The organism is Musicola keenii (genome assembly GCF_014855505.1).
Classification (GTDB): Bacteria; Pseudomonadota; Gammaproteobacteria; order Enterobacterales; family Enterobacteriaceae; genus Musicola; species Musicola paradisiaca.
Genome location: NZ_JAAWVW010000004.1, coordinates 141,762 through 163,019, shown reverse-complemented (window position 1 = coordinate 163,019; position 21,258 = coordinate 141,762). Strand labels below are relative to the sequence as shown.

The 21,258-nt window shown below is 57.0% G+C and carries 19 protein-coding genes; 10 read left to right on the top strand and 9 right to left on the bottom strand.

Annotation, left to right across the window (positions count from 1 at the left end; genetic code table 11):
- Positions 1-59: 59 nt before the first annotated feature.
- Positions 60-830 carry an esterase gene (gene ybfF, locus HEP82_RS05850; RefSeq protein WP_192457230.1) on the bottom strand — a complete coding sequence of 257 codons (771 nt, stop codon included), beginning with the start codon at positions 828-830 and terminating at the stop codon, positions 60-62.
- Positions 831-1,112: 282 nt separating this feature from the next.
- Here ybfF and seqA point away from each other — a divergent pair, with 282 nt between their 5' ends.
- Together seqA and pgm are read left to right on the top strand one after the other, a co-directional pair.
- Entirely contained in the window at positions 1,113-1,643 is a 531-nt protein-coding gene (seqA, locus tag HEP82_RS05845) for a replication initiation negative regulator SeqA (protein ID WP_192457229.1), read from the top strand.
- Positions 1,644-1,667: 24 nt separating this feature from the next.
- A complete protein-coding gene (gene pgm / locus HEP82_RS05840; RefSeq protein WP_192457228.1) occupies positions 1,668-3,311 on the top strand; it encodes a phosphoglucomutase (alpha-D-glucose-1,6-bisphosphate-dependent) in 1,644 nt (547 codons plus the stop codon).
- An 86-nt stretch (positions 3,312-3,397) separates the two neighbouring features.
- On the opposite strand, the gene HEP82_RS05835 is transcribed toward pgm, so the two are convergent.
- Complete coding sequence (locus HEP82_RS05835; protein WP_012764746.1) at positions 3,398-3,826, bottom strand: EamA family transporter; 429 nt, start codon at positions 3,824-3,826, stop codon at positions 3,398-3,400.
- Positions 3,827-4,151: 325 nt separating this feature from the next.
- Between HEP82_RS05835 and HEP82_RS05830 the strand changes: the two genes are divergently transcribed.
- Positions 4,152-4,988 (top strand): hypothetical protein, encoded by an 837-nt coding sequence (locus tag HEP82_RS05830; protein WP_192457227.1) that lies wholly within the window; start codon positions 4,152-4,154, stop codon positions 4,986-4,988.
- 21 nt (positions 4,989-5,009) lie between these two features.
- Here the strand turns inward: HEP82_RS05830 and kdpE are convergent, their stop codons facing one another.
- The 6 genes from kdpE to kdpF are packed head-to-tail and all read right to left on the bottom strand — an operon-like array spanning position 5,010 to position 12,928.
- Positions 5,010-5,708, bottom strand: a complete 699-nt coding sequence (gene kdpE, locus HEP82_RS05825; protein WP_192457226.1) for a two-component system response regulator KdpE — start codon at positions 5,706-5,708, stop codon at positions 5,010-5,012.
- Positions 5,695-8,427 (bottom strand): two-component system sensor histidine kinase KdpD, encoded by a 2,733-nt coding sequence (gene kdpD, locus HEP82_RS05820; RefSeq protein ID WP_192457225.1) that lies wholly within the window; start codon positions 8,425-8,427, stop codon positions 5,695-5,697. The genes kdpE and kdpD overlap by 14 nt, the downstream gene beginning before the upstream one ends.
- 14 nt (positions 8,428-8,441) lie before the next feature.
- Positions 8,442-9,017 carry a potassium-transporting ATPase subunit KdpC gene (kdpC, locus tag HEP82_RS05815; RefSeq protein ID WP_192457224.1) on the bottom strand — a complete coding sequence of 192 codons (576 nt, stop codon included), beginning with the start codon at positions 9,015-9,017 and terminating at the stop codon, positions 8,442-8,444.
- 16 nt (positions 9,018-9,033) lie between these two features.
- Positions 9,034-11,100 carry a potassium-transporting ATPase subunit KdpB gene (kdpB, locus tag HEP82_RS05810; RefSeq protein WP_192457223.1) on the bottom strand — a complete coding sequence of 689 codons (2,067 nt, stop codon included), beginning with the start codon at positions 11,098-11,100 and terminating at the stop codon, positions 9,034-9,036.
- A 14-nt stretch (positions 11,101-11,114) separates the two neighbouring features.
- Entirely contained in the window at positions 11,115-12,839 is a 1,725-nt protein-coding gene (kdpA, locus tag HEP82_RS05805; RefSeq protein WP_192457222.1) for a potassium-transporting ATPase subunit KdpA, read from the bottom strand.
- Positions 12,839-12,928, bottom strand: coding sequence for a K(+)-transporting ATPase subunit F (kdpF, locus tag HEP82_RS05800; protein ID WP_153247079.1), 90 nt, complete (start codon positions 12,926-12,928; stop codon positions 12,839-12,841). The genes kdpA and kdpF overlap by 1 nt, the downstream gene beginning before the upstream one ends.
- Positions 12,929-13,385: 457 nt before the next feature.
- Here kdpF and HEP82_RS05795 point away from each other — a divergent pair, with 457 nt between their 5' ends.
- From HEP82_RS05795 to pxpA, 7 genes are all read left to right on the top strand, one after another.
- Complete coding sequence (locus tag HEP82_RS05795; protein WP_192457221.1) at positions 13,386-13,592, top strand: YbfA family protein; 207 nt, start codon at positions 13,386-13,388, stop codon at positions 13,590-13,592.
- A 322-nt stretch (positions 13,593-13,914) separates the two neighbouring features.
- A complete protein-coding gene (locus HEP82_RS05790) occupies positions 13,915-14,868 on the top strand; it encodes a YbgA family protein (RefSeq protein WP_192457220.1) in 954 nt (317 codons plus the stop codon).
- Between the two features lie 24 nt (positions 14,869-14,892).
- Positions 14,893-16,326, top strand: a complete 1,434-nt coding sequence (gene phrB, locus HEP82_RS05785; RefSeq protein WP_192457219.1) for a deoxyribodipyrimidine photo-lyase — start codon at positions 14,893-14,895, stop codon at positions 16,324-16,326.
- 39 nt (positions 16,327-16,365) lie between these two features.
- Entirely contained in the window at positions 16,366-17,109 is a 744-nt protein-coding gene (locus HEP82_RS05780; RefSeq protein WP_192457218.1) for a type 2 GTP cyclohydrolase I, read from the top strand.
- A gap of 16 nt (positions 17,110-17,125) precedes the next feature.
- Positions 17,126-17,782 carry a 5-oxoprolinase subunit PxpB gene (gene pxpB / locus HEP82_RS05775; protein WP_192457217.1) on the top strand — a complete coding sequence of 219 codons (657 nt, stop codon included), beginning with the start codon at positions 17,126-17,128 and terminating at the stop codon, positions 17,780-17,782.
- A complete protein-coding gene (pxpC, locus tag HEP82_RS05770; RefSeq protein ID WP_192457216.1) occupies positions 17,776-18,705 on the top strand; it encodes a 5-oxoprolinase subunit PxpC in 930 nt (309 codons plus the stop codon). Before pxpB ends, pxpC begins: the two co-directional genes overlap by 7 nt.
- Positions 18,695-19,432, top strand: a complete 738-nt coding sequence (pxpA, locus tag HEP82_RS05765; RefSeq protein WP_192457215.1) for a 5-oxoprolinase subunit PxpA — start codon at positions 18,695-18,697, stop codon at positions 19,430-19,432. Before pxpC ends, pxpA begins: the two co-directional genes overlap by 11 nt.
- A gap of 108 nt (positions 19,433-19,540) precedes the next feature.
- Here the strand turns inward: pxpA and HEP82_RS05760 are convergent, their stop codons facing one another.
- Positions 19,541-20,827, bottom strand: a complete 1,287-nt coding sequence (locus tag HEP82_RS05760; RefSeq protein ID WP_192457214.1) for a citrate synthase — start codon at positions 20,825-20,827, stop codon at positions 19,541-19,543.
- Positions 20,828-21,258 lie beyond the last annotated feature (431 nt).

Below are 21,258 nucleotides of genomic sequence, written 5' to 3'. Positions count from 1 at the left end.
CCCAGCCACCGCCGCTGCGACAACGGTTTGTACCGCATTGAGCGGCGCGCGCGGCACGATTAATCGTCATTAAGAAAACGGTTTACCACCCTTAGCACCGCATCGGGTTTTTCTGCATGCACCCAATGTCCCGCCCCATTGACGACGTGTGCTTTCGCCTGCGGAAATTGACGCAACAGCGCTTCGCGGTAACGATCATCCAGGTAAGGCGAATTGCCGCCACGGATGAACAGTATCGGGCCATGCCAGGCAGGGATTTCCTGCCAGCCGACGATATTTTCGTATTGATCCCAGAGCACGGGAACGTTAAAGCGCCATTCACCTTGCTGGAACGACTTCAGCAGAAACTGGACAACGCCTTCTTCACCCGGCAAGTAAGGGCGCATCCGATCGGCGGCTTCGCTGCGTCGCATTACGCCGGCCTCGGTCACGGCGCGGATAGCGGCGAAAACCTTGTCGTGACGGCGCACCTGATAATCCACCGGTGCGATATCAATGGCGACGATACGGTCGATACGCTCGGGGAGTTGCGCACTCAACGCCATGGAGGCTTTGCCTCCCATCGAGTGGCCGATCAGAATGACGCGCTCGAATCCCAGTTCGTCAATCAACTGGCGTATATCCTGAGCCATAACGGAATAATTCATTTCCGGCGCACGCGGCGATAGCCCGTGGTTACGCAGATCGATTTGCACGGTATCGTGACGCTGTTGCAGATCGCGGGCCAGTACGCCCAGATTGTCGAGGGTGCCAAACAGCCCATGAATGAGAATGACGGGAAGACGATTCTGCGGTTGTTGTGCGTTTTGCCAGCGATAATTCAATTTCATGGTGAAGTTCATTCAGAGAGACAGAGGGTTAGGGTATCATGACTTTACTCAGCGATCCTGCCGCAGTATAAATCCGCAGTGCCCATGAGGGCTGCGGGTGAGGCACAGTCAGAGGCCGTTCGGTGATGGCGAAAGGGAAAGCCAGTCGAGGTCAGATTAATCGGCGAGCGGCCTGAGGATTTTCCTGAATGTGATACCGATGAGGCTGTTCGCCGTTGGTCGGTAACGCTTAATTTGTATAATCCCTAATGATTAAAGATTAAGAAACAGCACTGGATAAAGATGAAAACTATTGAGGTCGACGAAGAGCTTTATCGTTATATCGCCAGCCATACCCAACACATTGGCGAAAGCGCATCGGATATTTTGCGTCGGATGCTGAAATTCAATGAGACGCTTGTGGCTGCTGAAACGATAACCCCTGCGGTGGAAGACGCTCAGCCTGCGGCGTTGCAAGGCACGCGAGACAAGGTTAGAACCTTGCGTGAGTTGCTGCTTTCTGATGAATACGCTGAACAGAATAAGGCGATCAATCGTTTTATGCTGGTGCTGTCCACCTTGTATAGCCTGTCTTCTCAGGAATTCGCCGCCGCTACCGAGTCATTGCATGGCCGCACCCGCGTCTATTTCGCCGGGGATGAGCAAACGTTAATGCTGCACGGCAATCACACCAAGCCCAAACATATTCAGGGCACGCCATACTGGGTGATTACCAATACCAATACCGGTCGCAAGCGAAGCATGATTGAGCACATCATGCTGGCCATGCAGTTTCCACCGGAACTGATAGAAAAAGTTTGCGGCACCATTTAAATCACTGCGTCAGGAAAATACGCCATGGCAAATCATCCACGCGCTGGCCAGCCAGCCCGACAGAGCGACCTGATTAATGTCGCACAGTTGACGTCCCAGTATTATGTGTTGCGCCCGGAGATTTCCAATCCGGCGCATGCGGTGAAATTCGGTACCTCCGGTCATCGCGGCAGCGCAAGCCGCCACAGTTTCAATGAGGCGCACATTCTCGCCATTGCTCAAGCCATTGCTGAAGAGCGGAGCCGTCAGGGCGTTACCGGCCCTTGCTATGTCGGTAAAGATACCCATGCGTTGTCTGAGCCGGCGTTCATTTCAGTGTTGGAAGTGCTGACGGCGAACGGTGTGGATGTGGTGATTCAGCAGGACAATGGCTTTACGCCGACGCCTGCGGTGTCCAATGCCATTCTGGTGCATAACCGTAACGGCGGTGCTCTGGCGGACGGTATTGTGATCACGCCGTCCCACAACCCGCCGGAAGACGGCGGCATCAAATATAACCCAACCAATGGCGGCCCGGCGGATACCAATCTGACCAGCGTTATCGAAAAACGCGCCAATGCGCTACTGGCGGATAATCTACGCGAAGTGAAGCGTCTGACACTGGATAAAGCTCGCCAGAGCGGGTATCTGCACGAGCAGGATCTGGTTCAGCCCTATGTCGAAGGGTTGATGTCGGTGGTGGACATGGCGGCAATCCAGCGCGCCGGTTTGAAATTGGGCGTCGACCCGCTGGGTGGTTCGGGTATCGCCTACTGGCAGCGCATCGCTGAACATTACAAACTGGATCTGACGCTGGTCAACGACGCGGTGGATCAGACGTTCCGTTTCATGACGCTGGATCACGACGGCGTGATTCGCATGGATTGCTCTTCCGTTTCGGCGATGGTGGGCTTGCTGTCGCTGCGTGACAAGTTTGATTTGGCGTTCGCCAACGATCCGGATTATGACCGCCACGGCATCGTCACTCCAGCCGGGTTGATGAATCCAAACCATTATCTGGCTGTGGCCATTGATTATCTGTTCCGTCACCGTCCGCAGTGGGGCCGTGGTGTCGCCGTCGGGAAAACACTGGTGTCGAGCGCCATGATCGATCGCGTGGTGGCGGATCTGGGGCGCAAGCTGGTGGAAGTGCCGGTTGGCTTTAAGTGGTTTGTCGATGGTCTGTTTGATGGGAGCCTGGGTTTCGGCGGTGAAGAGAGTGCCGGGGCGTCGTTCCTGCGTTTCGACGGGAAACCGTGGTCGACCGATAAGGACGGTATCATTCTGTGTCTGCTGGCTGCCGAAATCACCGCCGTGACTGGTAAGAACCCGCAACAGCACTACGATGCGCTGGCCGCACGTTTTGGCGCGCCGAGTTACAACCGCCTGCAAGCGTCGGCGACGCATGCCCAGAAAGCGGCGTTGTCCAAATTGTCGCCTGAACAGGTAGCGGCCAGCACGCTGGCTGGCGATCCGATCACTGCACGTTTGACGGCGGCGCCGGGTAATGGCGCGTCTATCGGCGGGCTAAAAGTGATGACGGAAAACGGCTGGTTTGCCGCGCGTCCGTCCGGCACGGAAGAGGCGTATAAAATCTACTGCGAAAGTTTCTTGGGCGCCGAGCATCGCGAACGGATCGAAAAAGAAGCGGTGGAAATTGTCAGCGCCGTGCTGAGCAACGCGAAGTAATGCCTGCTTGATGATAGTCGGGCGCTGTATCGGCAGCGCCCGCTGCCGGATGTGACGGATTCGCCGGTTCGTCAGTCCATCTCGCGTCAGCCGAGCGCAACCAACAGCGCGCCCGCCGAGATTAACGCAACACCCACGCCCGCTAATAGCGACACCTTTTCTCCCAACAAAATGACGGCCAGGATCACGGCGAACACCACGCTGAGCTTATCGATAGGGGCAACCTGCGCCACATTGCCGTTTTTCAACGCCATAAAATAGAACAACCAGGACAACGCGCCGGCCACACCGCTCAGAACGATAAACAACATAGCCTGGTGATTGGTCAGCACATCGCTGACCAGCGACAGCTTACCCTGGGCCACCACCACACCGACCAGAAACAACGCCATGATCACGGCACGAACGGCGGTGGCGGTGTTGGCGTCCAATTGTTGCAGGCCTATTTTGCCAAACAGCGCCACCAGCGCGGCGCACAGCGCGGAAAGCAGCGCATAGAACAACCAGCTACTCACATGAATCTCCCTGAGAAAATGATATCTGTTCGCAAATGCTACGCCGATGCGGCGTCAGGCACCAGCCGGCAAAAAAACGGCTGTGGTCTGCATTAATACCGGGTATGACGTCGCTCATCGCTATACTTACGTCTAGTTACGTTTACTGACTCAAAAAGATAAGTTTATGGGATAAATCTTTTCAATTTATGTCGTTGATGGTTGCGGCCTGTCCTGTTTGGGATTTTCGACAGTCGTCTCGGTTATGAGGCTACTGTCTATGCCTCATCTGTCTGTAAAGACGAATCGTTACCCGTCAGCCCTCTGAGGAATAAGGAGAATATTGATGAGAATTACATCGACGGCGTATAGCCAGAGTGTGATTTCTACGGTGAGTAATCAAAGCCGAGAGGCGACTTTTGCGCAGATGCTCAATAGCAAAGCGGAAGCATTAAATCAGGGAACGGCGAAAGGGCGAACGGCGGAAGATATTGCGGGTTCAGGCAATGATCTGTCGTTTGAGTCGATACAGAACAGCTTCGATGAATGGCTTGCCGAGCGGGAAGCGGCCGGTTTGCCTCAGGAGCGGCTGCAGCTTATTGCCGATTCTCGCGAAACCTTTCTTAGCGTCGTGAAAAGGGCGCAGGAAGAAGGCGGGTATAGCGATCCCCAATCCTTTGTGCAAAGTCTCAGTGAAAAAGAACTGAGCGCGTTGCAACATACCCACATGGGGCTCACGGCATTGCATCCTGATGAGATGAGCACTGAACAGGCATTTAACCTGTTGGTATCGATGAACCAGTCGCAGGATATCGACAGAGATGGGTATACGAACGTCGGCCATGAGTTTCCCATGATGGTTTTTCCCCCCAGGGATGCGCCGCAATCGTTTAAAGATGCCTGGGAAGAGAGCACGAAAGATATGAGCTCCGATGATGTGGGTATGATGATGCTGAGCATGTGGATGTCGGTACAGGCTGCGTCGGTAACGCTCAATTCGGATGGTTCTCCCGGCCGGGTTTATGTGGATGGCACCAAACTGGACTATAAAGCGCTGGTAGATGGCGAACTGGAATCGACAATTAACAGTTACTCGTATCAGGAAACCGATGAGCAGCGCGAAAATGTGCTACGCATGATCGCGAACTATCAAGTATTACGGGATCGTTTGATGACCGCCTGACGGCGCCAACGGCTATCGGGGCTAAGGCATAAAGCGGTAGCCGATGGCAATTTCGGTAATAAAGTGACGGGGACGCGCTGGGTCTTGTTCCAGTTTCTGGCGCAGATGGCCCATATAAATACGTAGGTAGTGGCTGTGCTCCACTGCATTCGGCCCCCATACCTGATTGAGCAACTGGCGCTGGGTCAGCACTTTGCCGGGATTGGCAAGCAGGGTGGCCAGCAGTCGGAACTCGATGGGGGTGAGATGGATCTCCTCATCGGCGCGGCTGACCTGGCGATTGACCAGATCGACGGTGACATCGGAAAAAGCAATCAGTGGCGAAGACTGCGGCGTAGCGCTGGAGCGACGCAGCGCGACCCGCACGCGGGCTAGCAACTCGCCAATGCCAAAGGGTTTGGTCAGGTAATCTTCGGCGCCGGCGTCCAGCGCGTCGATCTTGTCCTGTTCATCGGTGCGTGCGGAGAGCACGATAATTGGAATGGCGCTCCACTGGCGCAGATCGCGGATATAGTCGATACCGTCGCCGTCCGGCAGGCCCAGATCGAGAATAATCAGGTCGGGTTTGCGGGTCGCCGCCTCAATCAGGCCGCGTTGCAGGGTTTCGGCATCGAAAACACGGCAACCCTCGCTTTCCAGCGCGTTGCGCAAAAAGCGGCGGATCTCTCTCTCGTCTTCCACGATCAGTATGTTGGTCTGCAACGGTTTATGTCTCCCCATCCTCGGGTTCGATATCAGGCGGCGTGTTGAGCGGCAGGGTAAAGTGGAATACCGCACCGCCGGTGTCGGCAGAATTTGTCGTGTTGACGTTATTGGCCCATATGCGGCCGCCGTGGATTTCGACAATCGCCCGGCAGATGGCGAGCCCCAACCCCACGCCCGGTATCGACGACTCTTTTTGCCCGCGGGCGAACTTGTCGAAGATGGCCTTTTCCTGCCCGGCCGGAATGCCGGGGCCATTATCCTGCACCTGTACTTCCAGTTGTTCGCCGTCAATGGATGACGATACCGCCTGGGCCGACAGTGTGATGATCGCTTGTTCGCCGGCATATTTGATCGCATTTTCCAGCAAGTTGATCAGCACACGCTCGATCAGGCTGGCGTCGCAGTACACCAGCGTCATCTCCTGCGGCAACTGTAGCTGAATGGTATGGTTTGCCCACGAATTTTCCAACTGTCGCAGCGCGCTTCCGGTTAATTCCTCTAGCGTTTGCCACTCTTTGCGCAGATGGAAACCGTCGGATTGGATGCGCGCCATATCCAGCAGATTATTCACCAAACGTGTGGTGTTGATAATTTGCTGACGGAGTTGATTTGCGTGCGGCGCATAGGGAGAGCCCGCCGATGCCAGATTGAGCGTGAGTATTTCCGCCTGCCCGAACAGCACTGTCAGCGGTGTTCGCAAATCGTGGGACAACGCGGCCAGCAGTGAGTTGCGCAACTGTTCCCGTTCGGCGTCCAGCCGGGCATTTTCGGTACTTTTCACCAGATAAAGACGTTCCAGCGCATTGGTGATCAATACCGTGAAGGTTTCCAGCATGCGCTGCTGTTCCGGGATCATCAACTGGCGGGCATTACCGGGTTCGATGGCGATAACGCCAAATGCCTGCTGCGCCGTGACCAGTGGCAGCAACTGGTAGGGAACGCCGGGTAGCGTTGAGGTGCCGGCCCCCGCCGGTGTGGCATGGTCGTAACTCCAGCGGGCAATGGCAGGGTCAACGCTTAAGCGATCCGGTTCGTCCAGTGCCATGGGGTGCAGTTCATCATCCGGCGATGCGCGATCAGCAAGCAGAATGGCGATGCGCGCCTGAAAGGTGGTGCGCAGAAAATGGTGGCTGGCTTTGGCGATATCCTGCACGGATAGGCTGCGGTTCAGCGCTTTGGACATCTCGTACAGATGGCGGACGCGCTGTTCGCGGTAACGGGCGACGCGGGCCTGATAGCGCACGCCTGCCGTGAGATTGCCCACGAGAATGCCGACGCTGAGCATCACCGCGAATGTCACCAGATATTGGGCGTCGGCGACGGCAAAGGTGCCTTTGGGCGCGACGAAGAACAGATCAAAGCTGGCGACATTGAGCACCGCCGACAATACCGACGGCCAACGACCATAGAACAGCGATACCACCACCACCGCCAACAGATAGAGCATCACCAGATTGACGGGCTCCAGCATCGCGAAGGGCGACCACAGCGCCAGCAAAGTGATCAGGGTACACAAACCGATCGCGACACCGCAGCCATAAAACTGCAACCGCCATTTGTCCACCATGCTACGGGTGTCGGTGGCTTTGATGGCAGACAGCGGCCGTTCATTCTGTGTCGAGACCACCACTAAATCGAGATCCGGCCCCAGCCGGCCCAGCTTGTCGGCAAAGCGTTTCCGGCGCCAGCCGAACCCTGTCTCGCTGTGGCGGCCAATCACGATTTTGCCGAGATTGTGTTCGCGGGCGTAACGCAGCACGGCGCGCTCCGCATCCGGATCGGACAGCGTGGCGGTTTCCGCGCCCAGATCCTGCGCCAGTTTCAGCGCCCGCAGGATGGAGCGGCGCTGTGGTTCCGGCAGACGGTGCAAACCGGGGGTTTCCACGTAGACCGCGTGCCAGACGCTACCCAATCGGGCTGCCAGCCGGGCCGCGGTACGCACCAATTTTTCATTGCCTTGCCCTTGGCCGATGCACAGCAGTATGGCGTCGCGCGTATGCCAGACACGCTCCTTGCCTTGGCTGGCGCGCATCTGATCGTCTACCCGGTCTGCCGTGCGGCGCAGCGCCAGTTCACGCAAAGCGATCAGATTGCCCCGGCGAAAGAAATTTTCGATGGCGCGTTCCGCCTGAACCGGCAGATAAACTTTCCCCTCGTTTAATCGCTGGCGTAAATCATCCGGCGGTAGGTCGACCAGCACCACTTCGGTGGCCTCGTCAAAAATAGGGTCGGGTACGGTTTCCCGTACCCGGATGCCGGTAATGCCGCCGACGATATCATTCAGGCTTTCCAGATGCTGAACGTTGACGGTGGTGAACACATCAATACCTGCATCCAGCAATTCCTGCACATCTTGCCAGCGTTTGGGGTGGCGAGAACTGCGTAAGTTACTGTGCGCCAGTTCGTCAATCAGGATCAGTGCCGGGCTACGGGCTAACGCGGCGTCCAGATCGAATTCGTGGTGATGACGGCCGTGATGGCCAATACGCTTCATCGGCAACTGCGGCAGGCCATCCAGCAATGCGGCGGTTTCGCTGCGGCCATGCGTTTCCACCACGCCGACCAGCACATCCAGCCCCTGGGATTTTAGCCGCTGAGCCTCCTGCAGCATGGCGTAGGTTTTGCCCACGCCCGCACAGGCGCCAAAAAAAATCTTCAGTTTCCCGCGCGGTTGTTCGTCAATCTGGCTAAGCAACGTGTCCGGATCAGGGCGATGTTGTTCCTCTTCGGTCATGGCGGTTCCTTATCTCAGGGCTGCGCTTTGATCTGGTCCAGCGCCAAATTCAACTCTACTACATTCACCACCGGCGCGCCGATAAAGGCCGGCATCGGTGTTTGGGTAGCGCGAGTGATTAATTGTTCGACCACGGTTGTCGATAGACCACGTGCCTTAGCGATGCGTTCTGCCTGATATTGCGCCGCTTGCGGCGAGATATGCGGGTCGAGGCCGCTGGCGGAAGCCGTGGCCAAATCCACCGGCACCGGGGCGTCATTGTTCTGGCGTTGACGCCAGTTTTTGACGTTCTGGCCGATGACCTGATCCAGCGCCGGGTTGCTGGTCGCCAGATTGCTGCCGCCGGACGCCTGCGGGTTATAGGCGCTGTCCTGGGTCGCGGACGGACGTCCCTGGAAGTAGTCATCGCGGCTGAAAGACTGGCCGATCAGTGCGGAACCGACGACCTTATCCTGCCGATACAACAAAGAACCGTTGGCTTGCGCCGGAAACAACCACTGGCCAAGGCCGGTGATCAACAGTGGGTAAGCCACCCCGGTTATCAGTGTCATGAGCAACAGCATGACCAGCGAAGAGCGAAGATAACTCATGGTAATGTCTCCTTATTTACGCCACGCTGAGCGCCGTCAGCATGAGGTCGATCAATTTGATGCCCAGAAACGGCACCACCAAACCGCCGACGCCGTAAATCCACAGGTTGCGGCTGAGCAGCGCGGCGGCGCTCATCGGGCGATAGTCGATGCCTTTTAGCGCCAGCGGGATCAGAAATACGATGATCAGCGCGTTGAAGATCACTGCCGACAGCATGGCGGAGGTCGGGGAGTGCAACTGCATGACGTTCAGCGCGTTGAGCTGCGGATAGGTAGCGGCGAAAGCGGCAGGAACGATGGCGAAATACTTGGCGACATCGTTGGCGATACTGAAGGTGGTCAATGATCCGCGGGTCATCAGCATCTGTTTGCCGATGTGCACCACCTCGATCAGCTTGGTGGGGTTGGAGTCCAAATCCACCATGTTGCCCGCTTCTTTGGCAGCCTGGGTACCGGAGTTCATCGCCACCGCGACATCGGCTTGCGCCAGCGCTGGGGCATCGTTGGTACCGTCGCCGGTCATCGCTACTATGCGGCCCTCGGCCTGATACTGGCGGATCAGCGCCAGCTTGGCTTCCGGCGTGGCCTCCGACAGGAAATCATCCACGCCGGCCTCGGCGGCGATGGCGGCGGCGGTTAGCGGGTTATCGCCGGTGATCATCACCGTTTTGATCCCCATGTTGCGCAGTTCGGCGAAACGCTCCTTGATGCCGCCTTTGACGATATCCTTCAGCGCGACCACCCCCAGCACTTTACGGCCTTCGGCGACCACCAGCGGTGTGCCGCCCTGACGTGCGACGTTGGCGACGGTCTCTTCCACGCTGCTGGAAAAATGCCCTTGATTGGCCTCGATGTAACGGCGAATGGCATCCACCGCGCCCTTGCGGATGGTGCGCCCCTGAACATTGACGCCGCTCATCCGGGTTTGGGCCGAGAAGGGGACGAAGGTCGCGTCCAGATCCTGCAACGGGCGCTCGCGCAGATTGAAACGTTGTTTAGCCAGTATCACAATGCTGCGGCCTTCCGGTGTTTCATCCGCCAGCGACGCCAGTTGGGCCGCGTCCGCCAGCGCCTGTTCGCTGACCCCCGGCGCGGGCAGAAAGGCGGAGGCCTGACGGTTGCCTAACGTGATGGTGCCGGTTTTGTCCAGCAACAGAACATCGATGTCGCCTGCGGCTTCCACCGCGCGGCCGCTGGTGGCAATCACGTTGGCGCTCAGCATCCGGCTCATCCCGGCGATACCGATGGCCGACAGCAGGCCGCCGATGGTCGTGGGGATCAGACACACCAGCAGTGCAACCAAAATAGTGACGCTGATCGTGGCGCCGTGGTGGTTGGCGAGCACACTGAACCAGGAGAACGGCGACAGTGTGGCGGTCACGAGCAGGAAAATGATGGTCAGCTCCACCAGCAGGATAGTCAGTGCGATCTCGTTAGGCGTTTTGCGCCGCCGGGCGCTTTCCACCATGGCGATCATCCGATCGATAAAGGTTTCGCCGGGATTGACGGAACACTGGATCACCAACCAGTCCGACAGTACCCGGGTTCCGCCGGTCACTGAGGCGAAATCGCCGCCGGATTCACGGATCACCGGGGCGGATTCGCCGGTGATGGCGCTCTCATCCACCGAAGCACCGCCTTCCAGCACTTCGCCGTCGCAAGGGATCATCTCTCCGGCCCGCACAATCACCCAATCACCTTTGCGCAAGGCATCGGCGGCGACTTTTTGACTGTCGGCGTCGGCTCGCGGTTCGGTGAGCTTGTTGGCCCAACTGGTTTTTTTCACGCCTTTCAGGGTTTCGGCCTGTGCCTTGCTACGCCCCTCGGCCAGCGCTTCGGCGAAATTGGCGAACAGGACAGTAATCCATAGCCACAGGGCCACCAGCCCGGTAAACATGCCGTTACCTTCGGTCTGGCCGGTGAGGATCGCCAGCCAGATGCCGCTGGTGAGCAGGCTGCCCAGATAGACGATAAACATCACTGGGTTGCGCCATTGAGCGCGTGGGTCGAATTTTTTCACCGCATCCAGCAGCGCGTTGCGCACCAGTGCGGAATCAACGAGGGAAAGCTGTTTACGAATCATGTTCTTTCTCCGGTTCAGCGAACCAGACTCAACTGTAAATGTTCGGCAACCGGGCCGAGCGCCAGTGCAGGGATGAAAGTCAACGCGCTGATAAGCAAGATAATGGCAATCAGCATGCCGATGAACAGCGGCCCTCGGGTGCTGAGGGAGCCGCGGGTTTCCGGCTGGCGTTTCTTGGCGGCTAACGAGCCGGCGATAGCCAATACCGGGATAATGACCGAGAAACGGCCGACCAGCATGGCGAATGCCAGCGTCAGGTTATAAAACGGTGTATTGACGTTGAGACCGCCGAAGGCGCTGCCGTTGTTGTTGGCGGCGGAGGAGTAGGCGTAGAGCACTTCGCTGAAACCGTGTGCGCCGGGGTTGAAGATGCCGCTGCGCCCCGCTTCGGTGCCAAGCGCCAGCGCGGTGCCCAGCAGCACCAATGCCGGGGTGATCAGGATAGCCAGCGCCGCCATTTTCATCTCCCAGGCATCGATTTTCTTGCCGAGATACATTTTCATCTCCCAGGCATCGATTTTCTTGCCGAGATACTCCGGCGTGCGGCCGATCATCAGCCCGGCGATAAATACCGTCAGCAGTACGAAGATCAGCATGCCGTATAAGCCGGACCCCACGCCGCCGAAAATCACTTCCCCTACTTGTATCAGCCACATCGGTACCATACCGCCCAACGCGGTGAACGAGTCATGCATGGCATTGACCGCGCCGCAGGACGTCGCGGTGGTGATGGCGGCGAAGAAGGCGGAGGCGAGTACGCCGAAACGGGTCTCCTTCCCTTCCATGTTTTGTGCGGAATCTGCGCCCAGCGCCAGTAGATGCGGGTTGCCGCTGACTTCGGCGTACATCGTCACTGCAGACGCGGCGATCAGCATCAGCGACATCGCCCAGAGCAGGGTATGACCCTGGCGAACATCGTTGACTACCCGACCGAAGGCGAAGCAGAGCGCTGCGGGGATGAGCAGGATCGACAGCATCTGTATCAGGTTGCTCAGCGCGGTCGGGTTCTCAAACGGGTGCGCGGAGTTGGCGCCAAAAAAACCGCCGCCGTTGGTACCGAGCATCTTGATGGCTTCTTGCGACGCTACCGGGCCCATCGGCAGACTCTGCGTTGCGCCTTCCAGCGTGGTTGCCGACTGATAGGGCAGAAGGTTCTGGATCGTGCCCTGACTGATGAAAAATAGCGCTATCAGTATCGCGATCGGCAGCAACAGATAGAGGTTGATGCGTATCAAATCGAGCCAGGCGTTGCCTAGCGCCTGTGTGGAGCGGCGGGCAAACGCACGCATCAAAACAAAGGCGACAGCGATGCCGGTGGCGGCGGAGAGAAAGTTCTGCACCGTTAATCCCAGCATCTGACTGAAATAACTGAGCGTGTTCTCGCCGCTGTAAGCCTGCCAGTTGGTATTGGTCACAAAACTGATGGCGGTATTTAACGCCAGATGCCAGGACATGCCGGGCAGATGTTGGGGATTCAGCGGCAGATGTTGTTGAAACATCAGGATCAACAGCAGTAGCACGATGCCGCCGGCGTTGAGCAGCAGAATGGCTAGCGCGTATTGCCGCCAGTTCATGTCACTCCGCGGGAAACCGCACAGCCGGGCAAGGCCGTGTTCCAGCGGCAGCAATACGCCGGTTTCCCCTTCAACCAAACGTGCCAGCCAGGCACCTAACGGCTGCGACAGCACCAGCAGCAGCGCAAACAGGCTGACGATCAGTAAGAACGCATTGCCGGCCATCAGAATTCCTCCGCATTAAGCAATGCATAACACAGGTACACCAGCAGCAGCGCCACCAGAATACCTTCTGCAATCAAATCGATATTCACGAGATACCTCCCAGTCGAGGTCATTGGTCGATGCTGTCAGTCTAGGTAGCGCGGTAAAAAGAGGGTGCAAATTTAGTGGGGGTGGGCGTAAAAAAAGTATAAAAACGACGGCTGAAGCGGTGCCTGGGTGCTGAAACCGGAGGGGAGGAACGAGCGGGCGACGTCAGCGGTTGCCCGACATGTTTGCTCTCGGCGAGGGGAACGGGCGGCCCGTTTCTGCGGCCCTTTCCCTGGCGTGGATGCGATGATTTAACGCGGAGTCCGTCTGCGCGGTGATATCCCGTGAGGGTTTTGATTCATTATCATGTCATAGGTCATGGTTAGCCTAATCAGGCCGGCGTTCAGGATTGTAATCTGGTCGGATGAGTGCAAAGATTAACCAGTGGATGTCGATGTGTCGTTGTTTCCCTCGCCCCGGCGTTTTACATCGACCTATTTGTTAGCAAGGAGGATGGTTATGGCGTTTGGTTCCGTGTATCCCTTATACCGCGTGGTGTTGCGCCGGGTCGCCGTGATCGTTATCGGTGTGCTGGCCTTGCCTTGCATGTTGTTCTGGCGCGACCGCGCCCGTTTTTATAGCTATCTGCATCGTGTCTGGCTCAAGACCAGTGATAAACCGGTATGGCTGGCGCAGTCTGAGCGTGCCGTCAACGAGCTGTATTAAGCGGCGGCGTCAGGCTTTCGCGTCGCCCGCCGACGGCGCCTGCCAGCCCGGCGATTGATGGTCTATCCGGGTATGAATCCGAAGGCGGTTGGTACCCTCTTGTTTTCGTATCACCCTGTCTGTTTTTGTTGACGAACGGCATGACGAGCCGTGGTGTCACATCTCCTTACGACCTTTATCCGCATTCCCCTCGGCGTGACCGGCATGCCGCCTGGCGGCATTGTCGTCGGCATCGGTTTTTTCCCGCTGATTTCCCCGCTGAAAGCGGAATAAATCCGCTATGCTATTGAGATAGCATCATCTTTTTGGCATGAGGTTATTTATGACAGTCAATCAGATTCCTGTCGGCATCAGCGCTTGTTTGCTGGGAAACCCGGTGCGTTTTGATGGCGGACACAAACGGCTGGCGTTTGCGGTCGAACAACTGGCGGAGTTTTTCCGGTTTGAGCCGTTGTGTCCGGAAATGGCAGTGGGGCTGCCAGTACCGCGCCCGGCGTTGCGGTTAGTTAAAGATGGGCAAGGGGATATCGCGTTGCAGGCCAGCAATGGCTCCGGGTTAGACGTTACTCAGCCGATGCACGAGTTTGCCGCCAGCATCGTGCCGACGTTGGCGTCGCTGTGCGGTTATATCGTTTGCGCCAAATCGCCGAGCTGCGGGATGGAGCGGGTGAAAGTGTATGACGGTGCCGGCGCCCGCAAGAGCGGCGTTGGGCTGTTTACCCGTCAACTGATGGTGGCGCTGCCTTGGCTGCCGGTGGAAGAGGACGGCCGGCTGCATGATCCGGTACTGAGGGAAAACTTCATCGAACGGGTTTATGCCCTGCACGAGTTGCAGCAACTGTGGCGACAGGGGTTGAGCCGCGGCGGGCTGATGGCGTTTCACAGCCGTTATAAATTGTTGCTGCTGGCCCATTCTCAGCCGGAATATCGCGAGCTGGGGCGTTTCGTCGCGTCAATGGATCAGTGGAATTCGCTGGAGGCGTTTGCGGTGGAATACCGCCTGCGCCTGATGAAGCTACTGGCGCATCCTGCTTCGCGCCGCAATCACACCAACGTATTGATGCATATTCAGGGGTATTTCCGTCGTCATCTCTCGGCGCGCCAGCGGCAGGCGTTATCCGATTTGATCGATCGCTATCGTCGCGGGACGCAGCCGTTGCTGGCGCCGATGACGCTGCTGCGGCATTACCTGTCCGAATACCCGGACGCTTATCTGCTTGAACAGCGCTATTTCGATCCGTATCCGGAAGCCTTGAGACTTCGCTACGGTCACTGATTTTTCACACGAAAAGGACGGTTCATGACCACGCATCTGGTTTGGTTTCGCAACGATTTGCGTATTACCGACAATCTGGCGTTGTACGCCGCCTGTCAGGATCCCGAGGCGCAGGTGGAGGCAGTATTTATCGCCACGCCAGGGCAATGGACACGCCATGAAATGGCGCCGCGTCAGGCGGCGTTATTGTTTGATTGTTTATTGCAATTGCAGCGAGCGCTTTATGAGAAAGGGATTCCGCTGCACTACCATCAGTGTGAGGATTTTGACGGCGCTCTAGAGTGGCTGGCGGCGTTGTGTCGTCAGCGTCAGGCGACCCATCTATTTTATAACCGGCAGTATGAATTGAATGAACAGCGGCGGGATCAAGCGTTGTCGCGCCATCTGGGAAATGGGGTACGGATTCAAGCGTTTGACGACAGCCTGTTGCTGGCGCCCGGTAGCGTCGTGACGGGAAGCGGCGAGATGTACAAAGTGTTTACCCCGTTTCGGACGGCGTTCATCACACAGTTATTGCAGATTTCCACGGACAGCGTGCCCGCGCCGACAGCCCGTCGACAACCACTGCCGCCATTGACGCCGCCGGCACCGTTTGACTACCCGCAGTTGGATGTCGCCGGGGATTTCCCTGCGGGTGAAGCGGTGGCTCTACAGCGTCTGCGGCAGTTCTGCCGCGAGCAGGTGCATGTTTACCATGAGTTGCGGGACGTGCCCTCTCGGCCGGCCACCAGCAGATTGTCGCCATATCTGGCGCTGGGCGTGCTGTCGCCACGCCAGTGTGTTAATTGCCTGCGCGCTGAGCACCCGGATTGGCTGGTGCAGCGTGAAGGGGGGGCGTTCAGCTGGTTTAACGAGCTGGTATGGCGGGAGTTCTACCGCCACCTGCTGATGTTTCACCCCGCGTTGTGCCGGCATCAGCCGTTTATCGCCTGGACCGATCGCGTGATCTGGCGCTCGGTGCCGCAGGAGTTGCTCGCCTGGCAGCGTGGCGAGACCGGTTATCCCATCGTGGACGCCGGCATGCGGCAGTTGCATCAGACCGGCTGGATGCATAACCGTTTGCGGATGATCTGCGCCAGTTTTCTGGTTAAGGATTTGCTGATTGACTGGCGCGAGGGGGAACGCTATTTCATGAGCCAACTGCTGGATGGCGATCTGGCCGCTAACAACGGCGGCTGGCAGTGGGCAGCATCCACCGGTACTGATGCGGCACCCTATTTTCGTATTTTCAATCCCACCACTCAGGGGGAGCGCTTCGATCCGAATGGCGATTTCATTCGCCGTTGGGTACCGGAGCTCGCTGGGGTGCCGGGCAAGGAAATTCATCAGCCGCACCGTTGGGCGGAAAAAATGCGCTGCCGCCTCGACTACCCTCTGCCGATAGTGGATCACAAACAGGCTCGGGTGCGCACGTTGGCGGCATTTGATGCAGCTAAAAAACTCGCCGCCAATGAATAACCGGTTCGCGCTGGCAAAGAAAGATAAGGAGTAAAGACTATGCAGAATACGGAACTGGAGACCCTGATTAACGGTTTCCTCAATGTTGGGGCATTCCAGGATTACGCGCCGAACGGGTTGCAGGTGGAAGGCCGTGCTCAGGTGCATCGGATTATCACCGGAGTAACGGCGAGCCAGGCGCTGTTGGACGTCGCCGCCGAACGTAATGCGGATGCCGTGTTGGTACACCATGGTTATTTCTGGAAGAACGAGCCAGCGGTGGTGCGAGGGATGAAACGCCAGCGGCTGAAGACTTTGTTGGTGAACGATATCAATCTTTATGGTTATCACTTGCCGCTGGATGCGCATCCGCAAGTGGGCAATAACGCCAGACTGGGCGAGTTGCTGGAGGCGAATATTCACGGTGCCATCGAGGTATTGCTGCCTTATGGTGAACTGCGCGAGCCCAAAAGTGGCACGGCATTGCGTCAACATCTGGAATCGGCGTTGGGGCGGTCGGTGTTGCATTGCGGTGATAATGCGCCGGCGAAAATCAAACGGATCGCCTGGTGTACCGGCGGTGGTCAGAGCTTTATCGAACAGGCCGCCGAATTCGGTGTGGACGCTTTTGTGACCGGCGAGGTTTCGGAAAAAACCATCCATATCGCCCGCGAGATGGGGGTGCACTTTTTTGCCGCCGGCCACCATGCCACCGAACGCGCCGGTATTCAGGCATTGGGGGAATGGCTGGCGGCGCAGCATGGTTTTGAGGTGACATTCGTCGATATTCCTAACCCGGCCTGAATCGGTAGGAGGAACAATGCAACGCGCGCGCTGTTATCTGTTGGGCGAACGGACGGTCGTGCTGGAGCTGGAACCCCCGTTATCGTTGGCGAGCCAGCAGCGGATCTGGGCGCTGGCGGAGCATTTGAATCAGCATGATGCGGTTCGGGAGGTTATTCCCGGTATGAACAACCTGACGGTTGTGTTGATGGATGTCCACTCCGATGCTCGTGACGCTATCGATCAACTGCTGTCATGGTGGGAGACGAGTGAGCCGCTACCACAGGCGTCGCGGTTGGTGGAGATCCCCGTGGTGTATGGCGGCGAGCATGGGCCTGATCTCGATGTTGTCGCCGCACATTGCGGTCTGACGCCGCGTCAAACGGTGGAATGCCATGCCGCTGGGCGCTATGTCGTCTACTTTCTGGGGTTTCAACCGGGGTTTCCCTATCTGGGAGGGCTGAATGAGCGGTTGTACGCGCCGCGTCGTGCCGAACCCAGAGTGCTGGTGCCTGCAGGTTCGGTCGGTATCGGCGGTCAGCAGACGGGTATTTATCCGTTGGCCACTCCCGGCGGTTGGCAGTTGATCGGCCGAACGGCGTTGACACTGTTCAATCCCTCTCAGACTCCGCCTACTTTGTTGCAGCCAGGGGATCAGATCCGATTTGTGCCGCAGCGGGAGGGCGTATGCTGAAGATTATCCATGCCGGATTGCTGACCACGATCCAGGATGCCGGGCGTTTTGGTATGCGCCATCTTGGCGTCAGCCAGTGCGGGGCGTTGGATCTCCCGGCGCTGCAGATCGCCAATCTGCTGGTGGGCAATGCGGCAGATGCTGCGGCACTGGAGATTACGCTGGGACAACTGACGGCGACGTTCACCTCTCGCGGCTGGATTGCGCTGACCGGCGCTGACTGTCACGCACGGCTGGAAGGGAAAAACCTGTGGACGGGGTGGTGTTTTCCAGTACAGCCCGGCCAGACGCTGCGGTTGCGGGTGCCGCGCAACGGTATGCGCAGCTATCTGGCGGTGTCCGGCGGTATTGCGGTTCCCAGGGTGCTGGGTTCGTGCAGTACCGACCTGAAAAGTGGTTTCGGCGGGTTAGACGGACGCGCGTTGACTGATGGCGATATGTTGTCGGTGGGCGTTCCTTTACGTCAGCCCAAACGGCAGATCGGCGTGCGGCAATTACTGTTCAATAATCGGGTGAGGGTGCTGCCGGGACCGGAGTATCAAGAGTTTAGCGAATCGTCACGGGAGAATTTCTGGCGCACTGGCTGGCATCTGAGCCCGCAGAGTAACCGCATGGGGTACCGTTTGTTGGGGCCGGAATTGCAGCGTGACACGACGCGAGAGATGCTGTCGCACGGCTTGTTGCCGGGTGTGATTCAGGTTCCCCACAACGGCAAGCCAATTGTGCTGTTGGCCGATGCGCAGACAACGGGGGGGTATCCGCGTATCGGCCATGTGATCGAAGCGGATTTGTACCATCTGGCTCAGACCCGACTGGGTGAACAAGTGCATTTTATCCCTTGTTCACTGTCAGAAGCCCGGCAGGCATTACAGGATCAACAGCGTTATCTGGAACAATTAACCAGGAGGTTGCATGGTAATTGATGTAAACGTCGATCTTGGCGAAGGCGGGCAGCATGATGAAGCGCTGTTACAGTTGGTGAGTTCTGCCAATATCGCCTGCGGCTTTCATGCCGGAGATGCGGATACCATGCGTCAGGCGGTGCGCTGGGCCATCAGGTATGGCGTCGCCATCGGCGCGCACCCCAGTTTCCCTGATCGAGACAACTTCGGTCGTGTCGCGATGCAATTGCCGCCCGAAACGGTATTTGCGCAGGTGGTTTATCAAATCGGTGCGCTGGCGGCGATCGTCAAAGCCGAGGGGGCCAGACTGTTTCATGTGAAACCGCACGGTATGCTTTACAATCAGGCTGCACGAGAGCCCGCATTGGCCGATGCTATCGCTCGAGCGGTACAGGCGGTGGATCCTTCGCTGTATCTGGTGGGACTGGCGGGAAGTGATTTGGTTCATGCGGGGAAACATCGGGGGCTGAAAACGCGCCAGGAAGTGTTTGCCGATCGTAGCTATCGACCTGATGGTTCGCTGGTGCCGAGGGATCAGCCGCTGGCGGTCATCAATAGCGGTGAATTGGCTCTGGCTCAGACGCTGGAAATGATACAGCGTCATCGGGTGCGCACCAGCGATGGCAGCTGGATTGCGGTTCAGGCGGATACGGTCTGCCTGCATGGCGATGGTGAGCATGCACTGGCGTTCGCTCGCCGGCTACGGCATAGCTTTAGTCAGTATGGCATTCGGGTTACGGCCCAATAGCCCGAACGAATAGCCTGCCGTTGGTAATCAGTCGGTAATACAAAGACGTTGTAGTATGAACCGTAAAAAAGGCCGGAATTCCGGCCTTTTAGGTGATGAGAACAGTGCTTAACGTTTAGTAATCAACGGTTCGAAATCGCGTTGGTCGTAGCCGGTATACAGCTGGCGCGGACGGGCGATTTTCAGGCCTTCGGCATGCATTTCACTCCAGTGGGCGATCCAGCCGACGGTGCGCGCCATGGCAAAGATCACCGTGAACATGGTGGACGGAATCCCCATCGCTTTGAGAATGATGCCGGAGTAGAAGTCGACATTCGGATAGAGCTTGCGTTCGATGAAGTACGGGTCGTTCAGCGCAATGTGTTCGAGCTCCATCGCGACTTCCAGCAGATCATCTTTGGTGCCCAGCTCTTTCAATACTTCGTGACAAGTTTGACGCATGACGGTAGCGCGTGGGTCATAATTTTTGTAGACACGGTGGCCAAATCCCATCAGACGGAACGAGTCATTCTTGTCTTTGGCGCGAGCGATAAATGCCGGGATGTGTTTCACGGAACTGATTTCTTCCAGCATGCGCAGACAAGCTTCGTTAGCGCCGCCGTGAGCCGGCCCCCATAGTGAAGCAATACCGGCCGCGATACAGGCAAACGGGTTGGCACCGGAAGAACCGGCAGTACGCACTGTCGAGGTTGAGGCATTCTGCTCATGGTCGGCGTGGAGGATCAGAATACGATCCATAGCGCGTTCTAATACGGGATTGACTTCGTATTCTTCACACGGTGTTGAGAACATCATATGCAGGAAGTTACCGGCATAGGAAAGATTGTTACGCGGATATACGAATGGTTGGCCAATCGAATATTTATAGCACATGGCAGCCACGGTCGGCATTTTTGACAATAGGCGGTAGGCCGCGATTTCACGATGACGCGCATTGGAGATGTCCAGCGAATCGTGGTAGAAAGCCGCGAGAGCACCTGTCACGCCGCACAGCACCGCCATTGGATGAGAGTCGCGCCGGAAGCCATGGAACAGCCGGGTAATCTGTTCATGGATCATGGTATGGCGGGTGACGGTGGTTTTGAACTCTTCGTACTGCGCCTGCGTGGGGGCTTCACCGAACAACAGAATGTAACAGACTTCCAGATAGTTGGACTTTTCCGCCAACTGGGCGATGGGGTAGCCCCGATGCAGCAAGATGCCTTGATCGCCGTCGATATAGGTAATTTTGGACTCGCAGGATGCGGTGGAAGTAAAACCGGGGTCAAAAGTAAAGTAGCCTTTGGAACCGAGGCTACGAATGTCAATTTCATCATAGCCAAGCGTACCAGATAGGATATTGAGCTCGATGGGATCTTTGCCGTCTATCGCTAGCTTTGCTTTTTTATCAGCCATTTACAGTCTCCTTAGCGCTTTAATTCTAAAAATCTTTTCACCGTAGAAATACCGTCATGTCCGCACGCTGGATGAGATTAACAGTACAGATTATTGTGCCAGTCTGCTGTTTCGTACTGCCAGGGTACAGTGTTCGGATGCAGTATCAGGTCGCTACAGTCGGATAGATGCTCTCCGGTTCGGGGTAGCCTTGTTCTGCTTTAAGTGTAGCCACTACCTATAAGTTTTCCGGGGTCTTTGATACCCACTGTTACATAACTTATATAAATGGGAAAGGGCCACCGACAAGCTTTAACAGGGTAGACTTATTTTCATGATTATTTGTAATTGAAATGTTGAAGTTTTGTCAAATCAGATAATTAATTTTATATATTTTGTGAAATTCGTGATTCCGCTCACTGTTCAAAGCAAATGTGTCCAAACAATTTGTA